At 66.1% G+C, this 23,769-nt stretch carries 20 protein-coding genes and 1 pseudogene; 14 read left to right on the top strand and 7 right to left on the bottom strand.

The window, feature by feature from the left end; all coding sequences use genetic code 11:
• Nucleotides 1-27: 27 nt before the first annotated feature.
• The 3 genes from B9Y64_RS21540 to B9Y64_RS21550 are packed head-to-tail and all read left to right on the top strand — an operon-like array spanning nucleotide 28 to nucleotide 5,141.
• Nucleotides 28-684 (top strand): TetR/AcrR family transcriptional regulator, encoded by a 657-nt coding sequence (locus tag B9Y64_RS21540; RefSeq protein ID WP_100442412.1) that lies wholly within the window; start codon nucleotides 28-30, stop codon nucleotides 682-684.
• Nucleotides 684-1,952, top strand: coding sequence for an efflux RND transporter periplasmic adaptor subunit (locus B9Y64_RS21545; protein WP_100442387.1), 1,269 nt, complete (start codon nucleotides 684-686; stop codon nucleotides 1,950-1,952). Before B9Y64_RS21540 ends, B9Y64_RS21545 begins: the two co-directional genes overlap by 1 nt.
• A gap of 15 nt (nucleotides 1,953-1,967) precedes the next feature.
• Nucleotides 1,968-5,141 (top strand): multidrug efflux RND transporter permease subunit, encoded by a 3,174-nt coding sequence (locus B9Y64_RS21550; protein WP_100442388.1) that lies wholly within the window; start codon nucleotides 1,968-1,970, stop codon nucleotides 5,139-5,141.
• 165 nt (nucleotides 5,142-5,306) lie between these two features.
• On the opposite strand, the gene B9Y64_RS21555 is transcribed toward B9Y64_RS21550, so the two are convergent.
• The gene (locus B9Y64_RS21555; RefSeq protein ID WP_100442389.1) at nucleotides 5,307-6,455 is read right to left on the bottom strand and encodes an acyl-CoA dehydrogenase family protein; all 1,149 of its coding nucleotides are present in this window, start codon (nucleotides 6,453-6,455) and stop codon (nucleotides 5,307-5,309) included.
• Nucleotides 6,456-6,608: 153 nt separating this feature from the next.
• Here B9Y64_RS21555 and B9Y64_RS21560 point away from each other — a divergent pair.
• The 4 genes and pseudogenes from B9Y64_RS21560 to B9Y64_RS21575 form a co-directional block, all read left to right on the top strand.
• A pseudogene (locus tag B9Y64_RS21560) lies at nucleotides 6,609-7,406 on the top strand (ArsR/SmtB family transcription factor); the annotation flags it as partial.
• Nucleotides 7,407-7,551: 145 nt separating this feature from the next.
• Entirely contained in the window at nucleotides 7,552-8,643 is a 1,092-nt protein-coding gene (locus tag B9Y64_RS21565; protein ID WP_100442390.1) for a homocysteine S-methyltransferase family protein, read from the top strand.
• 57 nt (nucleotides 8,644-8,700) lie between these two features.
• The gene (metH, locus tag B9Y64_RS21570; RefSeq protein WP_100442391.1) at nucleotides 8,701-11,385 is read left to right on the top strand and encodes a methionine synthase; all 2,685 of its coding nucleotides are present in this window, start codon (nucleotides 8,701-8,703) and stop codon (nucleotides 11,383-11,385) included.
• An 85-nt stretch (nucleotides 11,386-11,470) separates the two neighbouring features.
• On the top strand, nucleotides 11,471-12,655 hold the full coding sequence (locus B9Y64_RS21575) for an MFS transporter (RefSeq protein WP_100442392.1): 1,185 nt from the start codon (nucleotides 11,471-11,473) through the stop codon (nucleotides 12,653-12,655).
• 12 nt (nucleotides 12,656-12,667) lie between these two features.
• Here the strand turns inward: B9Y64_RS21575 and B9Y64_RS21580 are convergent, their stop codons facing one another.
• The 6 genes from B9Y64_RS21580 to B9Y64_RS21605 all read right to left on the bottom strand — a co-directional run bounded on the left by B9Y64_RS21580 (nucleotide 12,668) and on the right by B9Y64_RS21605 (nucleotide 18,749).
• A complete protein-coding gene (locus tag B9Y64_RS21580) occupies nucleotides 12,668-14,740 on the bottom strand; it encodes an acyltransferase family protein (RefSeq protein WP_100442393.1) in 2,073 nt (690 codons plus the stop codon).
• Nucleotides 14,741-14,788: 48 nt separating this feature from the next.
• Complete coding sequence (locus B9Y64_RS21585) at nucleotides 14,789-15,469, bottom strand: DUF2058 domain-containing protein (protein ID WP_100442394.1); 681 nt, start codon at nucleotides 15,467-15,469, stop codon at nucleotides 14,789-14,791.
• Between the two features lie 10 nt (nucleotides 15,470-15,479).
• On the bottom strand, nucleotides 15,480-15,722 hold the full coding sequence (locus B9Y64_RS21590; RefSeq protein ID WP_005410256.1) for a SlyX family protein: 243 nt from the start codon (nucleotides 15,720-15,722) through the stop codon (nucleotides 15,480-15,482).
• Nucleotides 15,715-17,064 (bottom strand): UDP-glucose dehydrogenase family protein, encoded by a 1,350-nt coding sequence (locus B9Y64_RS21595; RefSeq protein WP_049443188.1) that lies wholly within the window; start codon nucleotides 17,062-17,064, stop codon nucleotides 15,715-15,717. Before B9Y64_RS21595 ends, B9Y64_RS21590 begins: the two co-directional genes overlap by 8 nt.
• 23 nt (nucleotides 17,065-17,087) lie before the next feature.
• The gene (locus tag B9Y64_RS21600) at nucleotides 17,088-18,065 is read right to left on the bottom strand and encodes an FKBP-type peptidyl-prolyl cis-trans isomerase N-terminal domain-containing protein (RefSeq protein WP_014037761.1); all 978 of its coding nucleotides are present in this window, start codon (nucleotides 18,063-18,065) and stop codon (nucleotides 17,088-17,090) included.
• 96 nt (nucleotides 18,066-18,161) lie between these two features.
• Nucleotides 18,162-18,749, bottom strand: coding sequence for a glutathione peroxidase (locus tag B9Y64_RS21605; protein ID WP_100442395.1), 588 nt, complete (start codon nucleotides 18,747-18,749; stop codon nucleotides 18,162-18,164).
• A 366-nt stretch (nucleotides 18,750-19,115) separates the two neighbouring features.
• Here B9Y64_RS21605 and B9Y64_RS21610 point away from each other — a divergent pair, with 366 nt between their 5' ends.
• The 7 genes from B9Y64_RS21610 (at nucleotide 19,116) to B9Y64_RS21640 (ending at nucleotide 23,695) form a co-directional block, all read left to right on the top strand.
• Nucleotides 19,116-19,352 (top strand): hypothetical protein, encoded by a 237-nt coding sequence (locus B9Y64_RS21610; RefSeq protein ID WP_100442396.1) that lies wholly within the window; start codon nucleotides 19,116-19,118, stop codon nucleotides 19,350-19,352.
• Nucleotides 19,353-19,354: 2 nt separating this feature from the next.
• Complete coding sequence (locus tag B9Y64_RS21615) at nucleotides 19,355-19,714, top strand: GntR family transcriptional regulator (protein WP_006453095.1); 360 nt, start codon at nucleotides 19,355-19,357, stop codon at nucleotides 19,712-19,714.
• Nucleotides 19,714-20,589 carry an ABC transporter ATP-binding protein gene (locus tag B9Y64_RS21620; protein WP_100442397.1) on the top strand — a complete coding sequence of 292 codons (876 nt, stop codon included), beginning with the start codon at nucleotides 19,714-19,716 and terminating at the stop codon, nucleotides 20,587-20,589. Before B9Y64_RS21615 ends, B9Y64_RS21620 begins: the two co-directional genes overlap by 1 nt.
• The gene (locus tag B9Y64_RS21625; protein WP_100442398.1) at nucleotides 20,586-21,614 is read left to right on the top strand and encodes an ABC-2 transporter permease; all 1,029 of its coding nucleotides are present in this window, start codon (nucleotides 20,586-20,588) and stop codon (nucleotides 21,612-21,614) included. The genes B9Y64_RS21620 and B9Y64_RS21625 overlap by 4 nt, the downstream gene beginning before the upstream one ends.
• Before the next feature lie 25 nt (nucleotides 21,615-21,639).
• Complete coding sequence (locus B9Y64_RS21630) at nucleotides 21,640-22,527, top strand: GIN domain-containing protein (protein ID WP_100442399.1); 888 nt, start codon at nucleotides 21,640-21,642, stop codon at nucleotides 22,525-22,527.
• Between the two features lie 30 nt (nucleotides 22,528-22,557).
• Complete coding sequence (locus tag B9Y64_RS21635) at nucleotides 22,558-23,163, top strand: hypothetical protein (protein ID WP_100442400.1); 606 nt, start codon at nucleotides 22,558-22,560, stop codon at nucleotides 23,161-23,163.
• A 106-nt stretch (nucleotides 23,164-23,269) separates the two neighbouring features.
• Nucleotides 23,270-23,695 (top strand): hypothetical protein, encoded by a 426-nt coding sequence (locus tag B9Y64_RS21640; protein ID WP_100442413.1) that lies wholly within the window; start codon nucleotides 23,270-23,272, stop codon nucleotides 23,693-23,695.
• Nucleotides 23,696-23,769: the final 74 nt, after the last annotated feature.

Raw genomic sequence — 23,769 nt, forward strand, 5'->3', positions numbered from 1 at the left:
CCTGAACTGGACGGTATAGTCCACCGCGTGAACCCGGCCTACCTCCCCGTTGCCCTCGACGCGCGCGATGAGCGCGTGTTTGATGCCGTGCGCGTCCTGCTGGCCAACCAGGGCATGCAGATGAGCATGGACGCCGTCGCCCAGCAGGCCGGCTGCTCCAAGCAGACCCTGTACTCCCGCTATGGCAGCAAGCAGGAACTGCTGCGCCGGGTCATGCAAAGACATGTCGCAAACGCCACTGGAGCGATGCTGCGTGCACTCCGCAGTGACGACCTGCGTGAGAGCCTTCTGCAGTTCGCCACCGACTTCCTGGAGCACTTCAACCAACCGCACGTCGGCCAGGCCTGCCGGCTGATAGCCGCAGACGCGGCCCATTTTCCGGAAGAAGCCCGCACGCTTTACCGGCATGGCGCCGGCGCATTGACACTTCATCTTGCTGAATGGATTGAAACCGTTTGCAGGCGCGGTCTGCTGCGGCATGACAACCCGCACTTCATGGCCGAGCTTCTATTAAGCATGATCGCCGGTCAGGATTTCGACAAACAGCGTTTCCATACCCCCCATCGTGATGACGCGCTGCTGCGTCGGCGCTGGGCAGAATTCTCCGTCGACAGCTTCCTGCGCGCCTTCGCGCCAGATCCGTCGCCGGCCCCGTCTACAAACCAACCCCGGAGTTCCTCCTGATGACCGCCCCACTCCGCACCCTTGCCTTGACGTGCGCCGTTGCTGTCGCTCTGGCTGCCTGCAAGAAGCCGGAACAGCAGATGCCCCCGCCGCCGGAGGTGGGCGTGATCGACGCCAAGCCGCAGACCCTGCCGCTGCAGCGCGAGCTGGTCGGGCGGCTGTCGCCGTTCCGCAGCGCCGACGTCCGCGCACGCGTGCCCGGCGTGCTGCTCAAGCGCGTCTACCAGGAAGGCTCGCAGGTCAAGCAGGGCCAGACCCTGTTCCTGATCGACCCGGCACCGCTGCGAGCCTCGCTCAACGCCTCCGAAGCCCAGCTCGCCTCGGCCCGTGCGACCTACGCCAACGCCAAGGTCGCTGCCGACCGCGCGCGTTCGCTGGCGCCGCAGCAGTTCGTCTCCAAGGCCGACCTGGACAACGCCGAATCGGCCGAGCGCACCGCGCTGGCCGCAGTCAAGCAGGCCGAGGCATCGGTGACCTCCTCGCGCATCAGCCTGGGCTACACCGAAGTGACCGCGCCGATCAGCGGCGTGGCCAACAAGCAGCAGGTCACCGAAGGTGCGCTGGTGGGCCAGGGCGATGTGACCCTGCTGACCACCGTCGACCAGCTCGACCCTCTGTACGTCAACTTCTCGCTGAGCGTGGATGAGCTGACCCAGCTGCGCGCGCAGCAGGCCAAGGGCGCGCTGGCGCTGTCCGGCGACGGCAAGGCCACGGTCAACGTCAAGCTGGCCGACGGCAGCACCTACGGTGAGCCGGGCACGCTGGACTTCTCCTCGACCACGGTCGACCCGGCCACCGGTGCGGTGTCGCTGCGCGCGCTGCTGCCGAACCCGCAGCAGATCCTGCTGCCGGGTGCCTTCGTCAGCTTCCAGGCCAACCTGGGCGAACGCAACAACGCCTACCTGGTGCCGCAGCAGGCCCTGCTGCGCGATACCACCGGCGGCTACGTGATGGTGGTCGGTGCCGACGGCAAGGTCGTGCGCAAGAACGTGAAGACCGATGGCGCGCAGGGTTCCAGCTGGCTGGTCAGCGACGGCCTGGCGCCGGGCGACAAGGTGATCGTGGCCGGCGTGCAGAAGGTCAAGGAAGGTGCACCGGCGGTGGCCAAGCCGTGGACCCCGGGCCAGGACGCCAACGGCAAGCCCGCTGCAGGCGGCGCTGCACCGGCGGCGGCAGCGCCGGCCGCAGGCAAGGCACCGGCCGACGCGGCCAAGCCCGAGCAGGCCGATGCGGCCAAGCCGGCCGCCACCGATTCAGACAAGCAGTAACGGGACCCTTCCGTCATGCCTAAATTTTTCATCGAGCATCCAGTCTTCGCCTGGGTGGTTGCGATCCTGATCTCGCTCAGCGGCGTGATCGCGATCCTCAACCTGGGTGTGGAGTCCTATCCCAACATCGCCCCGCCGCAGGTCACCGTCTCGGCGACCTACCCGGGCGCCAGCGCCGATACCACGGAAAAATCGGTCACCCAGGTGATCGAGCAGCAGCTGACCGGTATCGATCACCTGCTGTACTTCAGCTCCTCGTCCGCCTCCAACGGCCGTGCGCAGATCACCCTGACCTTCGAGACCGGTACCGATCCGGACATCGCCCAGGTGCAGGTGCAGAACAAGGTCTCGCTGGCTACGCCACGACTGCCTTCGGAAGTGACCCAGCAGGGCGTGGTGGTGGCCAAGGCCAACGCGGGCTTCCTGATGGTGATCGCGCTGCAGTCCGATACGCCGGCCATCAACCGTGATGCCCTGAACGACATCGTCGGTTCGCGCGTGCTCGACCAGGTCTCGCGTATTCCCGGCGTCGGCAGCACCCAGCAGTTCGGTTCCGAGTACGCCATGAACATCTGGCTGAACCCGGAAAAGATGCAGGGCTACGGCCTGTCGGCCAGCCAGGTACTGGCTGCGGTGCGGGCGCAGAACGTGCAGTTCGCTGCCGGTGCGCTCGGTTCGGACCCGTCGCCGGAAGGCCAGCACTTCACCGCCACGGTCTCGGCCGAAGGCCGCTTCAGCTCGCCGCAGGAGTTCGAGGACATCATCCTGCGGGCCAATCCTGACGGCTCGCGCGTGCTGCTGAAGGACATCGCCCGCGTTGCGTTCGGTGCCAACAACTACGGCTTCGATACCCAGTACAACGGCAAGCCGACCGGTGCCTTCGCCATCCAGCTGCTGCCGGGCGCCAACGCCCTGAACGTGGCCGATGCGGTGCGCGCCAAGATGGACGAGCTGCAGCCCAGCTTCCCCTCCGGCGTGACCTGGTTCTCGCCGTACGACAGCACCACCTTCGTCAAGATCTCGATCCAGGAAGTGGTCAAGACACTGTTTGAAGCAGTGTTCCTGGTGTTCCTGGTGATGCTGATCTTCCTGCAGAACTTCCGCGCCACCCTGATCCCGACCCTGGTCATCCCGGTGGCCCTGCTCGGCACCTTCCTGGGCATGTGGATGATCGGCTTCACGATCAACCAGCTGACCCTGTTCGCGATGGTGTTGGCGATCGGCATCGTGGTGGACGACGCGATCGTGGTGATCGAGAACGTCGAACGCATCATGACCGAGGAAGGGCTGGCGCCGAAGCCGGCCACGCAGAAGGCGATGACCCAGATCACCGGCGCGGTGGTGGCGATCACCGTCGTGCTGGCCGCGGTGTTCATCCCGTCTGCACTGCAGGGTGGCGCGGCCGGTGAGATCTACAAGCAGTTCGCGCTGACCATCGCCATTTCGATGGCGTTCTCGGCGTTCCTGGCACTGGGCTTCACCCCGGCGCTGTGCGCGACCTTCCTCAAGCCGACGCACAACGACAACCCGAACATCGTCTACCGCACCTTCAACAAGTACTACGACAAGATCAGCCACACCTACGTGGGCCACATCACCTCGGCGGTGCGCCATGCGCCGCGCTGGATGATCCTGTTCGTGGTGCTCACCGCGCTGTGCGGCTTCCTGTTCACCCGCATGCCGGGCAGCTTCCTGCCGGAAGAAGACCAGGGCTATGCGCTGGCGATCGTGCAGCTGCCGCCGGGTTCGACCAAGGGCCAGACCAACGAAGTGTTCGGCCAGATGCGTGGCATCCTGGAAAAGCAGGATGGCTTTGAAGGCATGCTGCAGGTGGCCGGCTTCAGCTTCGTCGGTTCCGGCGAGAACGTGGGCATGGGCTTCATCCGCCTGAAGCCATGGGAGGAACGCAAGTTCACCGCGCCCGAGTTCATCCAGAACATGAACGGCGCGTTCTACGGCATCAAGGAAGCGCAGATCTTCGTGGTCAACCTGCCCACCGTGCAGGGCCTCGGCCAGTTCGGTGGCTTCGACATGTGGTTGCAGGACCGCAGTGGTGCCGGCTACGAGCAGCTGACCCAGGCGCGCAACATCCTGCTGGGCAAGGCCGCGCAGAAGCCCGAAGCTCTGGTCGGCGTGCGTCCGAACGGACTGGAAAACGCCCCGCAGCTGCAGTTGCACGTGGACCGCGTGCAGGCGCAGTCGATGGGCATGTCGGTGTCGGACGTGTACAGCACCATCCAGCTGATGCTGGCCCCGGTGTACGTCAACGACTTCTTCTACGAAGGCCGCATCAAGCGCGTGACCATGCAGGCCGATGGCCCGTACCGCACCGGCCAGGAGTCGCTGAAGAGCTTCTACAGCCCGTCCAGCCTGACCACCAACGCCGATGGCACCAGCGCGATGATCCCGCTCAACACGGTGGTCAAGTCCGAGTGGGTGTCGGCACCACCGTCGCTGAGCCGCTACAACGGCTACTCGGCGATCAACATCGTCGGCTCGCAGGCCCCGGGTACCAGCTCGGGCGAAGCGATGCAGACCATGGAGAGCATCGTCAGCGACGACCTGCCGGCCGGCTTCGGCTACGACTGGTCCGGCATGTCCTACCAGGAAATCCTGGCCGGCAATGCCGCCACGCTGCTGCTGGTGCTGTCCATCGTGGTGGTGTTCCTGTGCCTGGCAGCCCTGTATGAAAGCTGGTCGATCCCGGTAGCGGTGCTGCTGGTCGTGCCACTGGGCGTGCTGGGTGCACTCGGCCTGTCGATGCTGCGCGGCCTGCCCAACGATCTGTTCTTCAAGATCGGCCTGATCACCGTGATCGGCCTGGCGGCGAAGAACGCGATCCTGATCGTGGAGTTCGCGGTGGAGCAGCGCGCAGCAGGCAAGAACCTGCGTGATGCCACCATCGAGGCGGCCCGCCTGCGCTTCCGCCCGATCCTGATGACGTCGTTCGCGTTCATCATGGGCGTGATCCCGATGGCGATCTCCACCGGCGCTGGCGCCAACTCCCGCCATGCCATCGGTACCGGCGTGATCGGCGGCATGCTGTTCGCCACCCTGCTCGGCCTGCTGATGATCCCGGTGTTCTTCGTGGTCGTGCGCCGCATGCTGGGCGACAAGCTGGATGAACCGTCCAAGGAGTTCATGGAACGCCAGCGCGACGCGGAATCCGCCCACCGCCCGGATCGTTGATCCGGCGGTGAGGTGAAATGAAAAGGCCCCGGAGTGATCCGGGGCCTTTTTTTGCCGCTTTTGAATCCATGCCAAGCAAGGTTGGCATCTACCCAGGCAACGGCATGGCCGGTAGTCGCCAACCTTGGTTGGCGCTCTCCAAACCCTGCCAACCGAGGTTGGTGTCTACCGCAGCCCGGTTTCGTTGCGGGCGATCACCAGGCGCTGGATCTCCGAAGTACCTTCGTAGATCTCGGTGATCTTGGCATCACGGAAGTAGCGCTCCAGCGGCATTTCCTTGGAATAGCCCATGCCACCGTGGATCTGCACGGCCTGGTGGGTGATCCACATCGCCGCTTCCGAAGCGGTCAGCTTGGCCACGGCCGCTTCAGTGCTGAAGCGCTTGCCCTGGCCCTTCACCCATGCGGCACGCAGGGTCAGCAGCAGTGCTGCATCCAGCTTGCACTTCATGTCGGCAATCTTGGCCTGGGTCATCTGGAAGGTACCGATGGCGGCACCGAAGGCCTTGCGCTCCTTCGCATAGTCCAGGGTCGCTTCATAGGCGGCACGGGCGATGCCGATGGCCTGCGAGGCGATGCCGATGCGGCCGGCATCGAGCACGCTCATGGCGATCTTGAAGCCCTCGCCTTCCTGGCCCAGCACGTCTTCGGCCTGCGCCACGTAATCGTTGAACTCGATCTCGCAGGTGGCCGAGGCACGGATGCCCAGCTTGGGCTCGGTCTTGCCACGACCGAAACCGGCCTTGTCGGTATCGATGATGAAGGCGGTGATGCCGCGCGCGCCCTTGTCCGGCTCGCTCATCGCGAACAGCACGATGTACCTGGCCACCGGGCCGGAGGTGATCCAGCTCTTCTTGCCATTGATGACGAAGGTGCCGTCGGCCTGCTTCACCGCGCGGCAGCGCATGGCGGTGGCATCGGAACCGGACTGCGGCTCGGTCAGCGCGAATGCGCCGATGGCCGTGCCTTCGGCGATGGCACGCACGTAGGTCTGCTTCTGCTGCTCGGTACCATGGGTGAGGATGCCGTTGCAGAACAGCGAGTTGTTGACCGACATGATGGTCGAGTGGGCTGCGTCGGCGGCGGCGACCTCCACCATCGCCAGCACGTACGCAACCGGGTCCATGCCCGCACCGCCGTATTCGGTCGGCACTTCGATGCCCATCAGGCCGTTCTCGCCCAGCAGGCGGATGTTGTCCAGCGGGAACTCGCCGGTGCGGTCATGGTGCTCCGCGCTGGGGGCGATCTTTTCCTGCGCGATGCGCCGCGCAACGTCCTGCAGCATCAACTGCTCTTCGGTAAAGCTGAAATCCACAACACCCTCCCGGGTACATGAAGTTATGGGCCGCATACGGCGCGCCCAGGTGCTCCGATTGTACCGGGGCCCGGCTGTTTCCGTACGCTGGCGACTTGACCGCGGCAGGCCTTCTCGGCAAATATATCTCTATATCGCGATAGGTAGATGTTTATGGATCTGGAAGACTGGTCGACCCGCCTGAAGGTGTTCGCCGATGCCACTCGCGTGCGCCTGCTGGCGCTGCTGGAGCAGGAGGAACTGACCGTGGCCGAACTGTCGGCGATCACCCGGCTGGCGCAGCCGCGCGTGTCCACCCACCTGGCGCGCCTGAAGGAAGCCGGCCTGGTCCGCGATCGCCGTGCCGGCGTATCGGCCTATTACCGCTTCGACGAGGCCCAGCTGGACCCGGCGCAGCGTGCATTGTGGCATGCCTTGAGCAACGGAAGCGATGACCCGCTGCTGCGCCAGGACGCTGAACGCGTCGCCGCCGTGCTGGCCCACCGCGCTTCCGACCAGAACTGGGCCGACAGCGTGGCCGGCGACATGGAACGCCACTACTCTCCAGGCCGTACCTGGGAGGCCCTCGCGCGCACCGCGTTGCCGCTGCTGGAGACCGGCGACGTGCTCGACATCGCCTCCGGTGACGGCGTGCTGGCCGAACTGGTTGCCCCCCACGCCAAGCGCTACATCTGCATCGATACCAGCGCGCGCGTGGTCGCCGCCGCCAGCGAGCGCCTGCGGCGGCTGCCCAACGTGGAAGTACGCGAGGGCGACATGCATGCCCTGCCGTTCAAGGACGGCAGCTTCGACCTGGTGGTGCTGATGCACGCGCTGACCTACGCCAGCAAGCCAGCGCAGGCGGTGACCGAAGCTGCACGCGTGCTGCGCCCGGGCGGCCGCCTGCTGCTGTGCAGCCTGGCCCGCCATGAGCACAAGGCAGCAGTGGAGGCCTACGGTCACGTCAACCTCGGCTTCAGCGACAAGGAGCTGCGCAAGTTCGTCGACAAGGCCGGCCTGCAGGTGTCCAGCCTGGAGACGGTCACCCGCGAGAAGCGTCCGCCGCACTTCGAAGTGATTTCGCTGATCGCCAACAAGCCCTGAGCCCGAGACCGCCATGCCCGCCCTGCCCTGGTTGCAACCTGATCGTGCCAACGCCCTGCTCGACGCCCTGCGCGAGCGGATCCTGATCATCGACGGCGCGATGGGCACGATGATCCAGCGCCATGGCCTGCAGGAAAACGACTACCGCGGTGAACGTTTCGCCGGTGGCTATGACCATGCACATGGTCCCGGCTGCGACCACGGTGCGCCTGAAGGCCATGACCTGAAGGGCAACAACGATCTGCTGCTGCTGACCCGGCCGCAGATCATCGCCGACATCCATACCGCCTACCTGGACGCCGGCGCGGATCTGGTCGAGACCAACACCTTCAACGCCACCTCGGTCAGCCAGGCCGACTACCACCTCGAGCACCTGGTCTACGAGTTGAACAAGGCCGGCGCCGCCGTTGCACGCGCCTGCTGCGATGCTGTGGCCGCGACCACGCCGGGCAGGCCGCGGTTCGTGATAGGGGTGATCGGCCCCACCAGCCGTACCGCCTCGATCAGTCCCGACGTCAACGATCCGGGCTTCCGCAACACCAGCTTCGACGAGCTGCGCGACACCTATCGCGAAGCCATCGAGGGCCTGATCGACGGTGGCGCCGACACCCTCATGGTCGAGACCATCTTCGATACGCTCAATGCCAAGGCCGCGCTGTACGCGCTGGAAGAAGCGTTCGACGCGCGTGGCGCACGCCTGCCGGTGATGATCTCCGGCACCATCACCGATGCCTCCGGGCGCACCCTGTCCGGGCAGACCGCCGAAGCGTTCCATGCCTCGCTGGCGCACGCGCGGCCGCTGTCGATCGGGCTGAACTGCGCACTGGGCGCCGATGCGATGCGCCCGCATGTGGAGACCCTTTCGCAGGTCGCCGACTGCCATGTCAGCGCGCATCCCAACGCGGGCCTGCCCAATGCCTTTGGCGAGTACGACGAAACGCCTGAAGAGATGGCCGCCACCCTGCGCGGCTTCGCCGAGGATGGCCTGTTGAACCTGGTCGGCGGCTGCTGCGGCTCCACGCCCGATCATATCCGCGCGATCGCCCGCGCCGTGGCCGGGTTGCCGCCGCGCGCCCTGCCCACCACGCAGGAGCAGGCCGCGTGAACATCGCCGCCAGCGTCCCGCACTTCCCGCCCTATTGCCGCTGAGCCGCCGCCTGCCATGACGCCTGTCCGCCCTACCCGCCTGTCCGGCCTGGAACCGCTGGTCATCACCCCGGACCTGCTGTTCATCAACGTCGGCGAACGCACCAACGTCACCGGCAGCGCGCAGTTCCGCAAGCTCATCAAGGAAGGCCGCTACGAAGAAGCGGTGGACGTGGCCCGCCAGCAGGTGGCCAGCGGCGCGCAGATCCTCGACGTCAACATGGACGAGGGCCTGATCGACTCGGAGGCGGCGATGACCCGCTACCTCAACTTGATCATGTCCGAGCCGGACATCGCCCGCATTCCGGTGATGGTCGACTCCTCCAAGTGGAGCGTGATCGAGGCCGGGCTGAAGTGCCTGCAGGGCAAGAGCGTGGTCAACTCGATCTCGCTGAAGGAAGGCGAAGCACTGTTCCGCGAACATGCACGCAAGGTTCTGCGCTACGGCGCCGCCGCGGTGGTGATGGCCTTCGACGAAAGCGGGCAGGCCGATACCTGTGCGCGCAAGGTCGAGATCTGTACCCGCGCCTACCGCATCCTGGTCGACGAAATCGGCTTCCCGCCGCAGGACATCATCTTCGACCCGAACATCTTCGCCGTCGCCACCGGCATCGAAGAGCACGACAACTACGCGGTGGACTTCATCGAAGCCACCCGCATCATCAAGCAGACTCTGCCGCATTGCCATGTCTCCGGCGGTGTCTCCAACGTCTCGTTCTCGTTCCGCGGCAACGAAACGGTGCGCCAGGCCATCCACTCGGTATTCCTCTACCACGCCATTGCCGCGGGCATGGACATGGGCATCGTCAACGCCGGCGCCATGCCGATCTACGACGAGCTGGAGCCGGAGCTGCGCGAACGTGTCGAGGACGTGATCCTCAACCGCCGCAGCGATGCCACCGAGCGCCTGCTGGAGATCGCCGAACGCTACAAGGGCAGGAAGGGCGCGGCGAAGACCGAAGACCTTGCCTGGCGCGAGAAGCCGGTCGCGCAGCGCCTGGCACATGCACTGGTTCACGGCCTGGACGCCTATGTCGAGGAAGATACCGAGCTGGCGCGGCAGGCCTCCAGCCGCCCGCTGGACGTGATCGAAGGGCCGCTGATGGATGGCATGAACATCGTCGGCGACCTGTTCGGCGCCGGCAAGATGTTCCTGCCGCAGGTGGTGAAGTCCGCGCGCGTGATGAAGAAAGCCGTGGCCTACCTGCTGCCCTACATCGAAGCGGAAAAGGCACGCAGCGGTGACACCGCAAAGAGCAACGGCAAGATCATCATGGCCACGGTGAAGGGCGATGTGCATGACATCGGCAAGAACATCGTCGGCGTCGTCCTGGCCTGCAACAACTTCGAAGTGGTCGACCTCGGCGTGATGGTGCCGGCACAGAAGATCCTCGATGCCGCCCGCGAGCACAGCGCCGACCTGATCGGCCTGTCCGGACTGATCACCCCGTCGCTGGAGGAGATGAGCCACGTCGCCCGCGAGATGGAGCGCCAGGGCTTCGACCTGCCTCTGCTGATCGGCGGCGCGACCACCTCGCGCGCGCATACCGCGCTGAAGATCGACCCGCATTACAAGGCGCCCACGGTGTGGGTGAAGGATGCCTCGCGCGCGGTAGGCGTGGCCCAGTCGCTGATCTCGCGCGACCTGCGCGAGGCCTTCGTCGCTGCCAACGAAGCCGACTATGCCGAAATCCGTGCACGCCACCGCAATCGTGGCGACGCCAAGCGGCTGGTCACGCTGGAACATGCGCGCGGGCAGAAATTCCAGGGCGGCTGGGACAGCTACACGCCGCCGGCGCCGAACCAGCCCGGCCTGCACGTATTCGACGACTACCCGCTGGCCGAACTGATCGACTACATCGACTGGACGCCGTTCTTCCAGGCCTGGGAGCTGGCCGGCAAATTCCCGGCCATCCTCACCGACGAGATCGTCGGCATCCAGGCCAGCGAGCTGTACCGCGATGCCCGCGCGATGCTCGACCGCATCGTCGGCGAGAAGTGGCTGACGGCCAAGGCCGTGTTCGGCCTGTGGCCGGCCAACAGCATCGGCGACGATGTCCGCGTGCAGCACCCGCAGGGCGAGACCACCCTGCACTTCCTGCGCCAGCAGGTGGACAAGCCGGCCGAGCGCCCGGATTTCTGCCTGGCCGACTTCATCGCGCCGGCCGACAGCGGGCGCCAGGACTGGATCGGCGCGTTCGCGGTCACCGCCGGCATCGGCATCGACACGCATGTCGCACGCTTCGAGGCTGACCATGACGACTACAACGCGATCCTGCTGAAGGCACTGGCCGACCGTTTCGCCGAGGCGCTGGCCGAGCGCCTGCACCAGCGTGTGCGTACCGAATTCTGGGGCCATGAGCGCGCCGAGACGCTGGACAACGAAGCCCTGATCGACGAGCAGTATCGCGGCATCCGCCCCGCACCGGGCTATCCCGCCTGCCCGGAGCACAGCGAGAAACGCCGCCTGTTCGACCTGCTGCAGGCCGAAGCGAACGCAGGCATGGAGTTGACCGAGAGCTTCGCGATGCTGCCCACGGCTGCTGTCTCGGGTTACTACTTCAGCCATCCGCAGAGCCAGTACTTCGTGGTCGGCCGGCTCAGCCGCGAACAGGTCAGCGACTACGCCCGGCGCAAGGGCGTGGACCGCGCCCAGGCCGAACGCTGGCTGGCCTCCAACCTCGACTACGACCCCGAATGACACAAAAAGGGGACGGAGGGGATTAAGTCGTTTATGCATTTGCGACTTAATCCCCTCCGTCCCCTTTTTGCCTCATCATCTGGCGATGACCGTTCCCGTTGCCCGTCTTTCCAGCTTCTACCTGTTCTATTACGCGGCGCTGGGCGCGTTCACCCCATACTGGAGCCTGTTCCTGGCCGCTCGCGGCATGAGCGTGACCGCCATCAGTGTGATGATGGGGCTGTGGTATGCCACCCGCGTGATCGCGCCCAGCACCTGGACCTCGCTGGCGGCCGCATCACCGCGACCGATCCGACTGCTGCGCGTTGGCTGCGTGCTGACACTGCTCAGCTTCGCCGCGTTCCTGCTGCCACTGCCGCAGCCGTGGATGTACCCGGCGATGGTGGTCTTCTGCTTCTTCTACAACGCGGTGATGCCGCAGTTCGAGTCGATCACGCTCACCCACCTGGGCAACGACAGCCATCGCTACGGGCTGATCCGGGTCTGGGGTTCCCTCGGTTTCATCGCCATCGTCACCCTGTTCGGATGGCTGATCGAAGGCGATGACTCCACCAGCCACGCAGGGCGGCTGCCGTGGATGATGCTGCCACTGTTCGTGCTGCTGGTCGCCTCGGCCTTCAGCAACCGCTACGCGCGCGACATCGGCAAGACCGCGGGCGACGCCAGCGGCTTCTGGCAGATCGTGCGTCGGCCGCCGGTGCTGGCGTTCTTCCTGGCCGCCTTCATGGAGCAGCTGTCATTCGGCCCGTACTACACGTTCTTCTCGATCTACATGGACCATCACGGCTACCGCACCTCCACCCTGGGCCTGCTGTGGACCATCGGCGTGGTCTTCGAAGTGGGCGTGTTCTTCACCATCGGCCGCTTCTTCCGCCGCTACGACGCGAGCTGGATGCTGCTCATCGCGCTGGTCAGTTCCTGCCTGCGCTGGGCGGTGACCGCACTGTTCCCGCAGAACCTGCCGGTGATGTTGCTGGCGCAGACCGCGCATGCGCTGGGCTTTGCGGCGTTCTTCGCGGCAGCGATGCAGATGCTGGCGACCTACTTCCCCGGTCGCCTCAACGGGCATGGCCAGGGGCTGCTGTACGGATTCTCGTCCGGTGTCGGCGGTGTGCTGGGCGCACTCATTGCAGGCCAACTATGGAAGATCGACGACGGCCGCACTGCGTTCCTGGCCGGCAGCGGCTTCGCCCTGATGGGTGCCCTGCTCTGTTTCTTCGCGCTGAGCCTGCCGTTGATACGCGCACGCCGGATCCGCAGCGCACACTGACAGAACCCCGATTCAGCGCTGCAGCAACACCTGCTGCAGCGAAGGCAGCAGCACGCGATTGCCATGCGCGCTGAGATGATCACCATCGAAGAACAGCGGATGGCCATCGCGCTGCGCGGGACACAGCGCGCCGTCGCAAAGCACCGGCATCGGGTCCCACAGCACGCCGCCCGGCAGCCCATCGACCACCTGCCGCAGGCTGCCCAGCATCGGCGCACGCAGCGTCTCCATCGCCTCGCGCGTGCTGTCCAGGCCGTTGCGGCAGACCTCGTTGCCCGCATTGAAGCGATCCGAGCAGCGATAGGGTGGCGCAGGCAGCACCGGCTTGGGGGCCTCCAGCACGATGCGCACGCCACGCTCGGCCAGTGGCCGCCACTGCGCGACCGCCTCAAGCACTTCCGCCTCGCGCCCCGCCGCAGCTTCCGTGGTCAACTCGCCCGCCAACTGCGCCTGCGCATCAAACAACACGAACTGGTCGGACAGGCGCGGAATCCGCAGCGACACCAGTACCACGGCATCACCCGGCTGCGCGCGCCGCGCGATATCGGCAAACACCGCCGCATCGAAATCGGTACAACCGGCACCCGCACCGCGCCACTTCTGCAGGCTCACCTGCGGGCATCCCCCACGGCCATAGAGTGAAACCTCCGAGCCGGTTTCCAGCGCCAGCCGCTGCAGAAGCTCGATGTAGGCCATCGCATGCGAATCACCGGCAACGAACACCCGCTTCGGCGCACCGGCCGGCAGTGAACGGTCACACTGTCCACGGGCATAGGTCCGCGCACTGCCGCCTTCGAAGCGATGCTTGGCGGCGATCAGTGCGCAATCGGGATAGTCAGCGGCCACGCTCTTGCCATTGGGGTACCAATCGGCCGGATGCCGGCTGACCGTACTCAACGACAGCCGCGGCGCCTGCAGATAGAGCAACGTCTGGATGCCGGCTGCGCACAGCAGCACGACCGCGCCGGCCAGCACCCAACGACCAGGGCGCAGGTGCTGCGCCAATGTGCCGCGGAACGGCTGTTCCACCCAGCGCCACGACAGCCACGACAGCAGCAGCACCAGCGCCATCGCAGCGGTCATCTGCAATGGTGTCTGCAGGCCCACGGTCCAGCGCATCAGCACGAACACCGGCCAGTGCCACAGATACAGCGAGTACGACAGCAGGCCGATTCGGCGCATCGGAGCGCTGGCCAGCAGCCGCGCCACCCATGCCTGCGGATGGTGGTGCAATGCCCATAGCAGGCCTGCAGTGGCGAAGGCCGGCAGCAGGCCGTCAGGCCACGGCGAACGCCCTGCGCGCGCGGACCACAAGGCCCAGCCCAGCAGGGCCAGCGCCACCATGGCGATCAGGGAGAACACCGGCGCAGCGCGCTTCAGTGCCTGCCCGGTTGCCGGGTCCAGCGATTGGCGAACGTGCAGCAGCTGGAACAGCAGCACGCCCACCCCCAATTGCCAGAGGCGGGTGCTGGTGGCGTAGAACGCCCACGACGGCGGCGCCTCCCGCAGGCCCAGCAGGGCGGCGTGCAGCAGCGATGCCATGCTGACCAGGGCGAACAGGCCCAGGCTGATCCAGCGCCCGCGTGCGCCGCGCGCCCAGGCCAGGAACAGCAGCGGGAACAACAGGTAGAACTGCTCTTCCACACCCAGCGACCAGGTATGGGTGTAGGGATTGAACTCGGCCCTGGGGGCGAAGTAATCGTTGCCGATCGCCGCCAGCACCCAGTTGCTGAAGCCGAAGAACGCCATCAGCCCGGTCTTGTCGCTGGCTTCGCTGAGCCACGACTCGGGAATGAACAGCACGCTCGCCACGGCGGTCAGCAACAGGCAGGCCAGCAGCGCTGGCGCGATGCGACGGATGCGACGCGCATAGAAGCGCAGCATCGACTGCCCCAGCGACAGCGGCGGCAGCCGGTGCACCGACGCGCTGACCACGAAGCCGGAGATGACGAAGAACACATCCACGCCGGTGAACCCGCCCGGCAACCACGCCGGGTCCAGGTGGAACACGATGACGGCCAGCACCGCGATCGCGCGCAGGCCATCAATGTGCGGCACGTAGCCGCGGCTTGGATCAGCGGTCATCCCTTCCCCCACGGCCGCGACGGCAGCGCGCCCGCGGCGGTCACGCGTTTACCAGACCAGGTCGTCCGGCACCTGGTATTGCGGGTCCGCGTACGGATCTTCCTCGGCCGGCGCATTCGGGTCGACCTTCAGTGCCACCGACGCGGCGAACACCGCTTCGGACTGCGCCAGCACTTCGGCGGTCACCAGCAGGTAGCGGCCATTGAGCTGGACCACACCCAGCTCGCCGGCGTTGAGCGCGGTCAGCTGTTCGGCGGTCACATAGATGCGCTTGATCTTGCCGCCGTACGGGAAGTGGCGGGCAATGTCCGCCGCTTCGGCATTCAGGCCCTTGTCCTTCAGCAGTTCTTCCAGCTTGGCCTTGGCCTCGCGGCGCACACGCGCTTCTTCCTGCTTCAGGCGCTCGGTCTCGATGCGCTCTTCCTTTTCCCGTTGCGCGCGGATGGCATAGGCCTTGGCCAGGTCCATCTCTTCAGCGCTGCGCGGCTTGCGCGGGCCCTGCTGGCCCGGGCCACGCGACTGGCCGGGCTTGCCCGGGCCACCGTGGCCATGCCCACGACGCTCGCCGGGCTTGTGCTCGCCCCTGCCGGCGCCCTGCGGCTTTCCATTGCCGTTGCCACCCTTGCCCTGCGGGCGGCCATCACGGCGGGGGCCATCATTCTTGCGCTCGGGCTTGGGCGCGGGCTTGAAGCCCAGGCCCATCAGCTGGTCGCGGAGGGTATCGCTCATAGGATTCGGATCAGTAGTGCGGCGGCGGCGGTTCGCTCGCCGGATCGGAAGAATTCAGCGCGTTGCGGACCTTGCCCAGGTCTTCCAGCAGCACGCGCAGCACGTCGGCGTTGCGCATGCCCTGCATGCGGGCATCGGCCAGTGCATCGCTCAGTTCGGCCAGCGCCTGTTCCTGGAAGGACACGCGCATTTCCAGCTCGACCAGGCGCGCTTCCAGCGCCTGCTCGCGTTCGGTGGGCAGCAGATCAGACATGCAGCGAGCGCCCCCGGCCAATGCCGTAATACGCCAGGCCCGCCGCTTCCACATCCGCCGGTTCGTACAGGTTGCGGCCGTCAAACACCACCGCGTCCTTCAACTGCTCGCGCAGCTTCTGGAAATCGGGGCTGCGGAACTGCTTCCACTCGGTCACCACGACCAGTGCATCGGCCCCCTGCAGCGCCTCGTTGGCGTTGCTGCAGAACACCAGGTCATCGCGTTCACCGAAGATGCGCTGCGACTCGTGCATCGCTTCCGGATCGTAGGCACGCACCGTCGCACCGCCTTCCCACAGCTGCGCCAGCAGGCGACGGCTGGAGGCTTCGCGCATGTCGTCGGTGTTCGGCTTGAATGCCAGGCCCCACACGGCAAAGGTCTTGCCACGCACGCCTTCGTCTTCACCCTTGTCGTAATGACGCTGGATCAGGGCGAACAGATGGCCCTTCTGCGCATCGTTGACCGCTTCCACTGCGTTCAACAGCTTCGGCTCCAGGCCGGCCTGCTGCGCGGTGCGGGCCAGCGCCTGCACATCCTTGGGGAAGCACGAGCCGCCGTAACCGGCGCCCGGGTAGATGAAATGCCAGCCGATGCGCGGATCCGAGCCGATGCCCTGGCGGACCTGCTCGACGTCGGCACCGACACGCTCGGCGATGTTGGCGATTTCGTTCATGAACGAGATCTTGGTCGCCAGCATCGCGTTGGCGGCGTACTTGGTCAGCTCCGCCGAGCGCACGTCCATTTCCACCACGCGGTCGTGGTTGCGGTTGAACGGCGCGTACAGGCGCCGCATCACCGCCACCGACTCGGCGCTGGTCGCGCCGATGATGATGCGATCCGGGCGCATGCAGTCGGCAACGGCGTCGCCTTCCTTCAGGAATTCCGGGTTGGACACCACATCGAAGGCGATGTCCGCGCCACGTGCAGCCAGCTCTGCGGCAATGGCGGCGCGTACCTTGTCGGCGGTGCCCACCGGCACCGTCGACTTGTTGACCACCACGGTCGGCACGCTCATGTGCCGGCCGATGGTGCGGGCCACAGCCAGCACGTACTGCAGATCAGCGCTGCCATCCTCGTCCGGCGGCGTGCCGACGGCGATGAACACGACCTGGCCGTGGCCGATCGCGGCCGCGGCATCGGTGGTGAACGCCAGCCGCGACGCGGCGTGGTTGGCCTTCACCATCGGCTCCAGGCCCGGCTCATAGATCGGGATGATGCCCTGGTTGAGGCCATCGACCTTGGCCTGGTCGATATCGACGCAGACCACCTGGTGGCCGACGTCGGCCAGGCAGGTACCGGTCACCAGCCCTACATAACCGGTACCGAAAATCGCAACGCGCATGTCCGTGCAGGCTCCGTGGTGGCTTACGGCAGGACGCCCAGCAGCTCGACGTCAAACGTCAGAGTCGCGTTCGGGCCGATCGGGCCACCCGGGGTACCGTTCTCACCGTACGCGAGCTCGCCCGGGATCCAGAAGCGGTACTTCGAACCGACCGGCATCAGCGCGACGCCTTCGGTCCAGCCCTTGATCACCTGGTCCAGGCCGAACTCGGCCGGCTGGCGACCGTAGGAGCTGTCGAACACGGTGCCGTTGAGCAGCTTGCCTTCGTAGTTCACGCGCACCTTGCTGCTCGGCAGCGGACGCTCGCCGCTGCCCGGGCGGATGATCTGGTACTGCAGGCCCGACGGGGTGGTCACCACGCCCGGCTGGGTCTTGTTCTTGGCCAGGAACGCGTTGCCTTCCTCGCGGTTGGTCTGCGCGGCGGCGGCAGCCTTGGCCTGCATTTCGGCCTGCTTGCTGCCCATGAAGGCCTGGATGGTGGCGGTCGCGTCAGCTTCCGTCATCTTCGGCTGACCCTTGCTCAGGCCGGTGCTGATCGCGTCAAACAGCGAGGCGACATCGATGTCGTCCTTCAGCTGTGCCAGCGACGGGCCGACCGAGTACGAGCCGATCATCTGCGACACTTTGACGCGATCAACCTTCGGCGGCTGCGAACCCGGAGCCATGCCCGGCACCTGCTGGCCACTGCGGGCCATCACGACCTGGCGCAGCGCGGCATCGGTGGCCTTGGCCTGTTCCTGGGTGATCTGCGGCTGCAGGCCTTCGAACGAACGCTCCACGGCGGTGCGCAGCGCGGCCACATCGATCTCATCGGCGATCGGGGTGAACGACTTGGCGACATCAAGGCCGATGGCGTAGCCGAGCTTCTGCTTGGGGGAATTCAAGGTTGCGGTCTCCTTGGCGGCCGCGGGGGCAGCCGGTTGTTGCGACAAAGCGACACCCGAAGTGCCCATCGCCAGAATCAGAACCGACGCCGCGGCGCCGCGCATTCCCATCTTCATTCGCTGCATTCCTGGAAGTGTCTGGGCGCCGACGTCGGCGCGAAAAGAAGCATTGTCGCACGCATGCCGTCGATGTCGAGGCATCCGCGCCGGATATCAATGCGTGGCGGCGGCGGCCAGCGCCTTGTCGATCGCCGCGGTCAGCTGCGGATCGTCCGGCGTCACCTTGCTGGCGAACTGGGCGATGACCTTGCCATCGCGACCGACCAGGTACTTGTGGAAGTTCCAGCCCGGCGCCACGCCGGTGGCTGCGGTCAGCCGCTGGTACAGCGGCGTGGCCTCCGCGCCGACCACATGCACCTTCTCGAACATCGGGAACTTGACGCCGTAGGTGAGCGTGCAGAAATCCTGGATCTGCTTCTCGTCACCCGGCTCCTGGCCCTTGAAATCGTTGGACGGGAAACCGAGCACGGCAAAGCCGCGGCCGGCATAACGCTTCTGCAGCGCCTCCAGGCCTTCGTACTGAGGGGTATAGCCGCACTTGCTTGCGGTATTGACCACCAGCAGCACCTGCCCGTGGTAGCGCTGCTGCAGGTTGACCTGCTGCTTGCTGGCCAGCGGGCGGTATTCCAGGTCCAGCAGGTCGGCCGCCAGCACCTGGGCGGAACCGGCCAGGCCGGCCACCAGCAGGGTCAGCAGGGACAGGCCGCGCAGGCGGCACGGGATAACGGTCGGCAGGGGCATCGAGAGCAGTCCGCAGTAGCCATTCACAGGGCCGGCCGGTAGCGGCCGGGAATCGGCCGAACTATAGCACCGGCCCCCCGCCCCCTTCGTTGCAACGGGCGCTGGCGGCTTTGCGCGGCGTGGCGTTTCCGTGCAAGGCCCACCAGCAATGGCGCTGCAATGACATAGCATGGACAACACTGAATGGAAGGCGGAACGGGATCAGCCCGCACTTCAATTCTATTTCCCTTGTAAATCAAATGGATAATGGGATATTTCAGCGATTTGACTACCCCTGCCATCAGTTGGGGACGGCAAGGGGTTGCACGTAGGCGTGCCGGTGTTATAGTTGCATACAACACCAGTCACCTGAGACAGGGGGAAGCCATGAACGCCCGGATCCGTCGCAACCTCACCGCACCCGCGGCCGCTGCTGTTTCGACCCTGATCGTGCTGGCCTGGCTGGCCACGCCAACCGCCCCCGCCTCCCCCGACAGTGCGCAGGACGCAACCGTTTCACCGGCCGGGAACGCCGATCCCTCCCCCACTCCCCCGCGTCGGCTGCACAGCTCCCTGTCCATGCCGTATTTCTCGTTCGCCCAGCCGCTGACCCCACGGAGCTGAATATGAGCGACATCCAGTGGAGCGACGGCGCTCCCATCTACCGTCAGTTGAAGGAGCGCGTGATCGCCATGATGCTCGACGGAATCCTCAAGCCGGGCGATGCCCTGCCTTCGGTGCGCCAGGTGGCCGCCGACTACCAGCTCAACCCCATCACCGTTTCGCGCGCCTACCAGGAACTGGCCGATGAAGGCCTGGTCGAGAAGCGCCGCGGCCTGGGCATGTTCATGACCGAGCAGGCGGCCACGCAGCTGCGCAGCAGCGAGCGCGACCGCTTCCTCAACGAAGAATGGCCGGCGGTGCTGGAGCGCATCCAGCGCCTGGGCCTGAGCCTCGACGAATTGCTGCCCCAGGGGAAAGTCTGATGAATAGCACTGCAAGCGAACCCGTCATCTCCGCCCGAGGCCTGCGCAAGGCCTACAAGACCACGGTGGCCCTCGACAATGCCAGCTTCAGCATTCCGAGCGGGCGCATCGTCGGCCTGATCGGGCCCAATGGCGCCGGCAAGACCACCGCATTGAAGGCCATCCTGGGCCTGACCTCGGTGGAAGGCGAGTTGAGCGTGCTGGGCCGTGACCCGCGGCTGCACCGCGACGAGCTGATGAACGACATCTGCTTCATCGCCGACGTCGCCGTGCTGCCGCGCTGGCTGAAGGTGCGCGAAGCCATCGATTTCGTCGCCGGCGTCCATCCGCGCTTCGACCGCGCCCGCTGCGAGCGCTTCCTGGCCAACACCAAGCTGCAGCCCAAGCAACGCGTGCGCGAATTGTCCAAAGGCATGATCGTGCAGCTGCACCTGGCGCTGGTGATGGCCATCGACGCCCGCATCCTGGTGCTGGACGAGCCCACCCTGGGCCTGGACATCCTGTACCGCAAGGAGTTCTACCAGCGCCTGCTGGAAGACTATTTCGACGAACAGAAGACCATCATCGTCACCACCCACCAGGTGGAGGAGATCGAGCACATCCTCAGCGACGTCATGTTCATCCGTGATGGCCGCATCGTGCTCGACGCGGAAATGGACGACGTCGGCCAGCGCTACACCGAGCTGCTGGTCAATGCCGACCAGCTGGAGACCGCGCGTGCGCTGAAGCCGATCGACGAGCGCAGCCTGGCATTCGGCAAGACCGTGATGCTGTTCGATGGCGTGCCGCGCACCCAGCTCTCCACCCTTGGCGAGACCCGCAGCCCGGGCCTGGCCGACCTGTTCGTCGCCATCATGAAGGGGACCTACGCATGAATGCCGTCAACCACCCCGTCAGCCCGATGGGCACCCTGCGCTGGCTGCTCAAGCGCGAGTACTGGGAGAACCGTGGCGGTTTCCTGTACGCGCCGCTGATCGCCGGCCTGATCTCGCTGGTGATGAGCACCGTCGGCATCGCCTTCGGCCTGTTCGCCCTGCACCGGGCCGCGCGTGATGGCGGCCTGCACATCGACGGCGAAGACGTGAACATCAACGGCCTGGACCTGGCCCTGCTGACCCGCGACATCAGTCCCAAGGACCTGACCGACCTCGGCAACGGCCTCGACCTGACCCTGGTGCTCAGCTCGGCCTGGCCGTTCCTGGTACTGGCCTTCGTGGTGTTCTTCTACTGCCTGGGCGCCCTGTACGACGACCGCCGCGACCGCAGCATCCTGTTCTGGAAGTCGCTGCCGCTGTCGGACACCCAGACCGTGCTGTCCAAGGTGATCAGCGCGCTGATCGTGGCCCCGCTGATCGCGGTGATCGCCGGCATCATCACCATGTTCGGCTTCATGCTGGTGATCAGCATCGTCGCGCTGATGCACGGCGGCAGCCCGATGACCCTGATCTGGGGCCCGGCCAGCCCGCTGACCCTGGCCGCCGGTCACCTGGCCTGGATCCCGGTCTACGCCCTGTGGGCCCTGCCCACCGCCGGCTGGCTGCTGCTGTGCTCGGCCTGGGCCCGCACCAAGCCGTTCCTGTGGGCAGTGATGCTGCCGCTGTTCGCCGGCGTCATCGTCAGCACCACCAAGGTGATGCCGCTGATCGGCCTGACCACGGGCTGGTTCTGGCAGAACATCGTCGGCCGGCTGCTGCTGGGCGGCGTGCCGGGCACGGACCTGGTGTATCGCCTCAGCGCCGATGAAGGCTCGCGCCGCGATCTCGAATCGGTGGTCAGCCTGATGTCACCGGCCTCGCAGCTGAAGTCGCTGGCGATGCCGGAACTGTGGATCGGTGCCGCCGTCGGCGTCGTGTTCATCGTCCTTGCCATCCGCCTGCGCAAGCGCGCCGGCGAAATCTGATTCCATCCACCCGGAGGCACCACCCATGCGTTCCCTGCTCGCCTGTTCCGCGTTGTTGCTGTTGCCGCTGTCGGCGCTGGCCGCCGATGCTCCGAACTGCAAGTTCACCGCCGCCCGCACGCTGAAGCTGGACGTGGCCGGCGCCAAGGCGGTGGTGCTCGAGGTGAACCAGCACGACCTGAAGGTCGTTGCCAGCAAGGGCGGTGGCCAGCTCGATGGCCGCGCCTGCGCCTCCAGCCAGGAATGGCTGGACCAGCTGGTACTGGACCAGCGCAGGGAAGGCGACAAACTGGTCGTCAGCCTGCGCCGCGAGGGCCGGCACAGCGGCATCAGCCTGGGCAACAGTTATGCCTGGCTGGACATCCGTGGCAGCGTGCCGGACAACCTGCCACTGCAGCTGAAGGTCGGCTCCGGCGATGCCAGCGTGGACAACGCACAATCGCTGAGCGTGGACGTCGGTTCCGGTGATGCCATCGTTCGTGGCACCCGCGGCAGCATCCACGCAGCGGTGGGTTCGGGCGACCTGGACATTGATGGCGGCGGCTCGTTGAACCTGCTGTCGCTGGGCTCCGGCGACGTCAAGGCGCGCAACATCGGTGGCGATGCGGTCACCGGTACCGTCGGTTCGGGTGACCTGAAGATCAGCGATGTCCGCGGCAACGCACGGCTGGACACCGTTGGTTCCGGCGACATCGGGTTCAAGCGCGTGCAGGGCAACGTCGAGGTCGGCGTGGTCGGCTCGGGCGATGTTGATCTGACCGACATCGGCGGCAATGTGCACGTGCGCAGCCATGGCTCGGGGGACATCCAGGTCGATGGCGTGCGCGGCAGCCTGACCGTCGACCACAGCGGCAGCGGCGATGTCGGCCACCGCAACGTCAGCGGCTCGGTCACCCTGCCCCGCAACAAGTAACCGCCACCAGACCGATTCGAGGGAACTGCCATGAACCTGCTGCGCGTGCTGCCTGCCACCCTGCTGTGCCTGCCGCTGATCGCCTGCGGCGGCACTTCTTCCGCGCCCGACAAGACCGTCGGCAAGAGCGTCGCCGAGGCCACCAGCGGCGTCGGCCAGACCGTCAAGGAGGCCATGGTCGATGCCCGCAAGGACATCACCCAGGGCAACATCAAGATCTCCGCCGACAAGCAGCCGCGTGCGGAGATCACGCCGGACGGGCACCTGTTGATCGATGGCAAGGACGTACCGGCCAACGAGGCCCAGCGACGACGGCTGCAGGAATACCGTGGCCACGTTGTCGCCATCGCGATGGACGGCATGGATGTCGGCCTGGCCGGCGCCAAGCTCGGCGCCAGCGCTGCCGGAGAGGCACTGAAGGGCATCTTCAGCGGCGACAGCGAAGGCATCGAGAAGCGGATCAACGCCGAGGCCGAGAAGATCGAGGCCCAGGCCAAGCGCATCTGCAACCGCCTGCCTGCAATGCTGGCCAGCCAGCAGGCACTGGCGCGCGAGCTGCCGGCGTTCAAGCCTTACGCAACGATGGACCAGAGTGACGTCGACGACTGCGGCAAGGACACCGTGGTCCAGCGCTAGGCCTGTGACAGATCAGCGCACCCGGCCGGCAGCGGCGTCCCGCTGCCGGCCGCATTGCGCCGACCGGCTTACAATGGCGGCCCCGGATGCCCCCGAACCGAATGCCATGAAGAAGTTGTTCCTGCTGCTGGCCGCCCTGCTCTGCCTGGGCCTGGTCGGCTGTGACAAGGATTACCGCAACCACCGCGCCGAGCGCGGCAAGCCCAAGATCTCCGTCAGCGAAGGCATGGTCACCGTGCGTCGCCCGCCAGCACCGAACATCATCATCCTCGGCGATGGCACGATGAAGGTGGACGAGATCCAGATCCCGCTGGACGAGGCGCAGAAGCAGATGCTGCAGACGATGTTCGGCAAGCTGCAGGTGCTGCGCCAGAACACCCTGGTCGCCGCGCCGGCCGACCCGAACATGCAGCCGGTGAAGATCCAGCCGCCGGAGGGCATGGAGGTGATTCCGGCGGACCTGATCCAGCGCATCCCGGAATTCAAGGACTACACCGACACCTTCGGCAACATCGTCGCCGACCGTCGCTGAAAAGAAACGCCGCCCCAAGGGGCGGCGTCTCCCTGTTGTAGAGCCGAGCACGGGCCCGGCTCTACAGATTACGG

The sequence above is a fragment of the Stenotrophomonas maltophilia genome (genome assembly GCF_002799245.1).
Lineage (GTDB): Bacteria > Pseudomonadota > Gammaproteobacteria > Xanthomonadales > Xanthomonadaceae > Stenotrophomonas > Stenotrophomonas maltophilia_S.

Coding starts and splice junctions, on each gene's coding strand:
- B9Y64_RS21545 (WP_100442387.1), top strand. CDS start 684: ATGACCGCCCCACTCCGCACCCTTGCCTTGACGTGCGCCGTTGCTGTC.
- B9Y64_RS21550 (WP_100442388.1), top strand. CDS start 1,968: ATGCCTAAATTTTTCATCGAGCATCCAGTCTTCGCCTGGGTGGTTGCG.
- B9Y64_RS21565 (WP_100442390.1), top strand. CDS start 7,552: ATGCCCGCCCTGCCCTGGTTGCAACCTGATCGTGCCAACGCCCTGCTC.
- metH (WP_100442391.1), top strand. CDS start 8,701: ATGACGCCTGTCCGCCCTACCCGCCTGTCCGGCCTGGAACCGCTGGTC.
- B9Y64_RS21575 (WP_100442392.1), top strand. CDS start 11,471: ATGACCGTTCCCGTTGCCCGTCTTTCCAGCTTCTACCTGTTCTATTAC.
- B9Y64_RS21580 (WP_100442393.1), bottom strand. CDS start 14,740: ATGACCGCTGATCCAAGCCGCGGCTACGTGCCGCACATTGATGGCCTG.
- B9Y64_RS21585 (WP_100442394.1), bottom strand. CDS start 15,469: ATGAGCGATACCCTCCGCGACCAGCTGATGGGCCTGGGCTTCAAGCCC.
- B9Y64_RS21590 (WP_005410256.1), bottom strand. CDS start 15,722: ATGTCTGATCTGCTGCCCACCGAACGCGAGCAGGCGCTGGAAGCGCGC.
- B9Y64_RS21595 (WP_049443188.1), bottom strand. CDS start 17,064: ATGCGCGTTGCGATTTTCGGTACCGGTTATGTAGGGCTGGTGACCGGT.
- B9Y64_RS21600 (WP_014037761.1), bottom strand. CDS start 18,065: ATGAAGATGGGAATGCGCGGCGCCGCGGCGTCGGTTCTGATTCTGGCG.
- B9Y64_RS21605 (WP_100442395.1), bottom strand. CDS start 18,749: ATGCCCCTGCCGACCGTTATCCCGTGCCGCCTGCGCGGCCTGTCCCTG.
- B9Y64_RS21610 (WP_100442396.1), top strand. CDS start 19,116: ATGAACGCCCGGATCCGTCGCAACCTCACCGCACCCGCGGCCGCTGCT.
- B9Y64_RS21615 (WP_006453095.1), top strand. CDS start 19,355: ATGAGCGACATCCAGTGGAGCGACGGCGCTCCCATCTACCGTCAGTTG.
- B9Y64_RS21620 (WP_100442397.1), top strand. CDS start 19,714: ATGAATAGCACTGCAAGCGAACCCGTCATCTCCGCCCGAGGCCTGCGC.
- B9Y64_RS21625 (WP_100442398.1), top strand. CDS start 20,586: ATGAATGCCGTCAACCACCCCGTCAGCCCGATGGGCACCCTGCGCTGG.
- B9Y64_RS21630 (WP_100442399.1), top strand. CDS start 21,640: ATGCGTTCCCTGCTCGCCTGTTCCGCGTTGTTGCTGTTGCCGCTGTCG.
- B9Y64_RS21635 (WP_100442400.1), top strand. CDS start 22,558: ATGAACCTGCTGCGCGTGCTGCCTGCCACCCTGCTGTGCCTGCCGCTG.
- B9Y64_RS21640 (WP_100442413.1), top strand. CDS start 23,270: ATGAAGAAGTTGTTCCTGCTGCTGGCCGCCCTGCTCTGCCTGGGCCTG.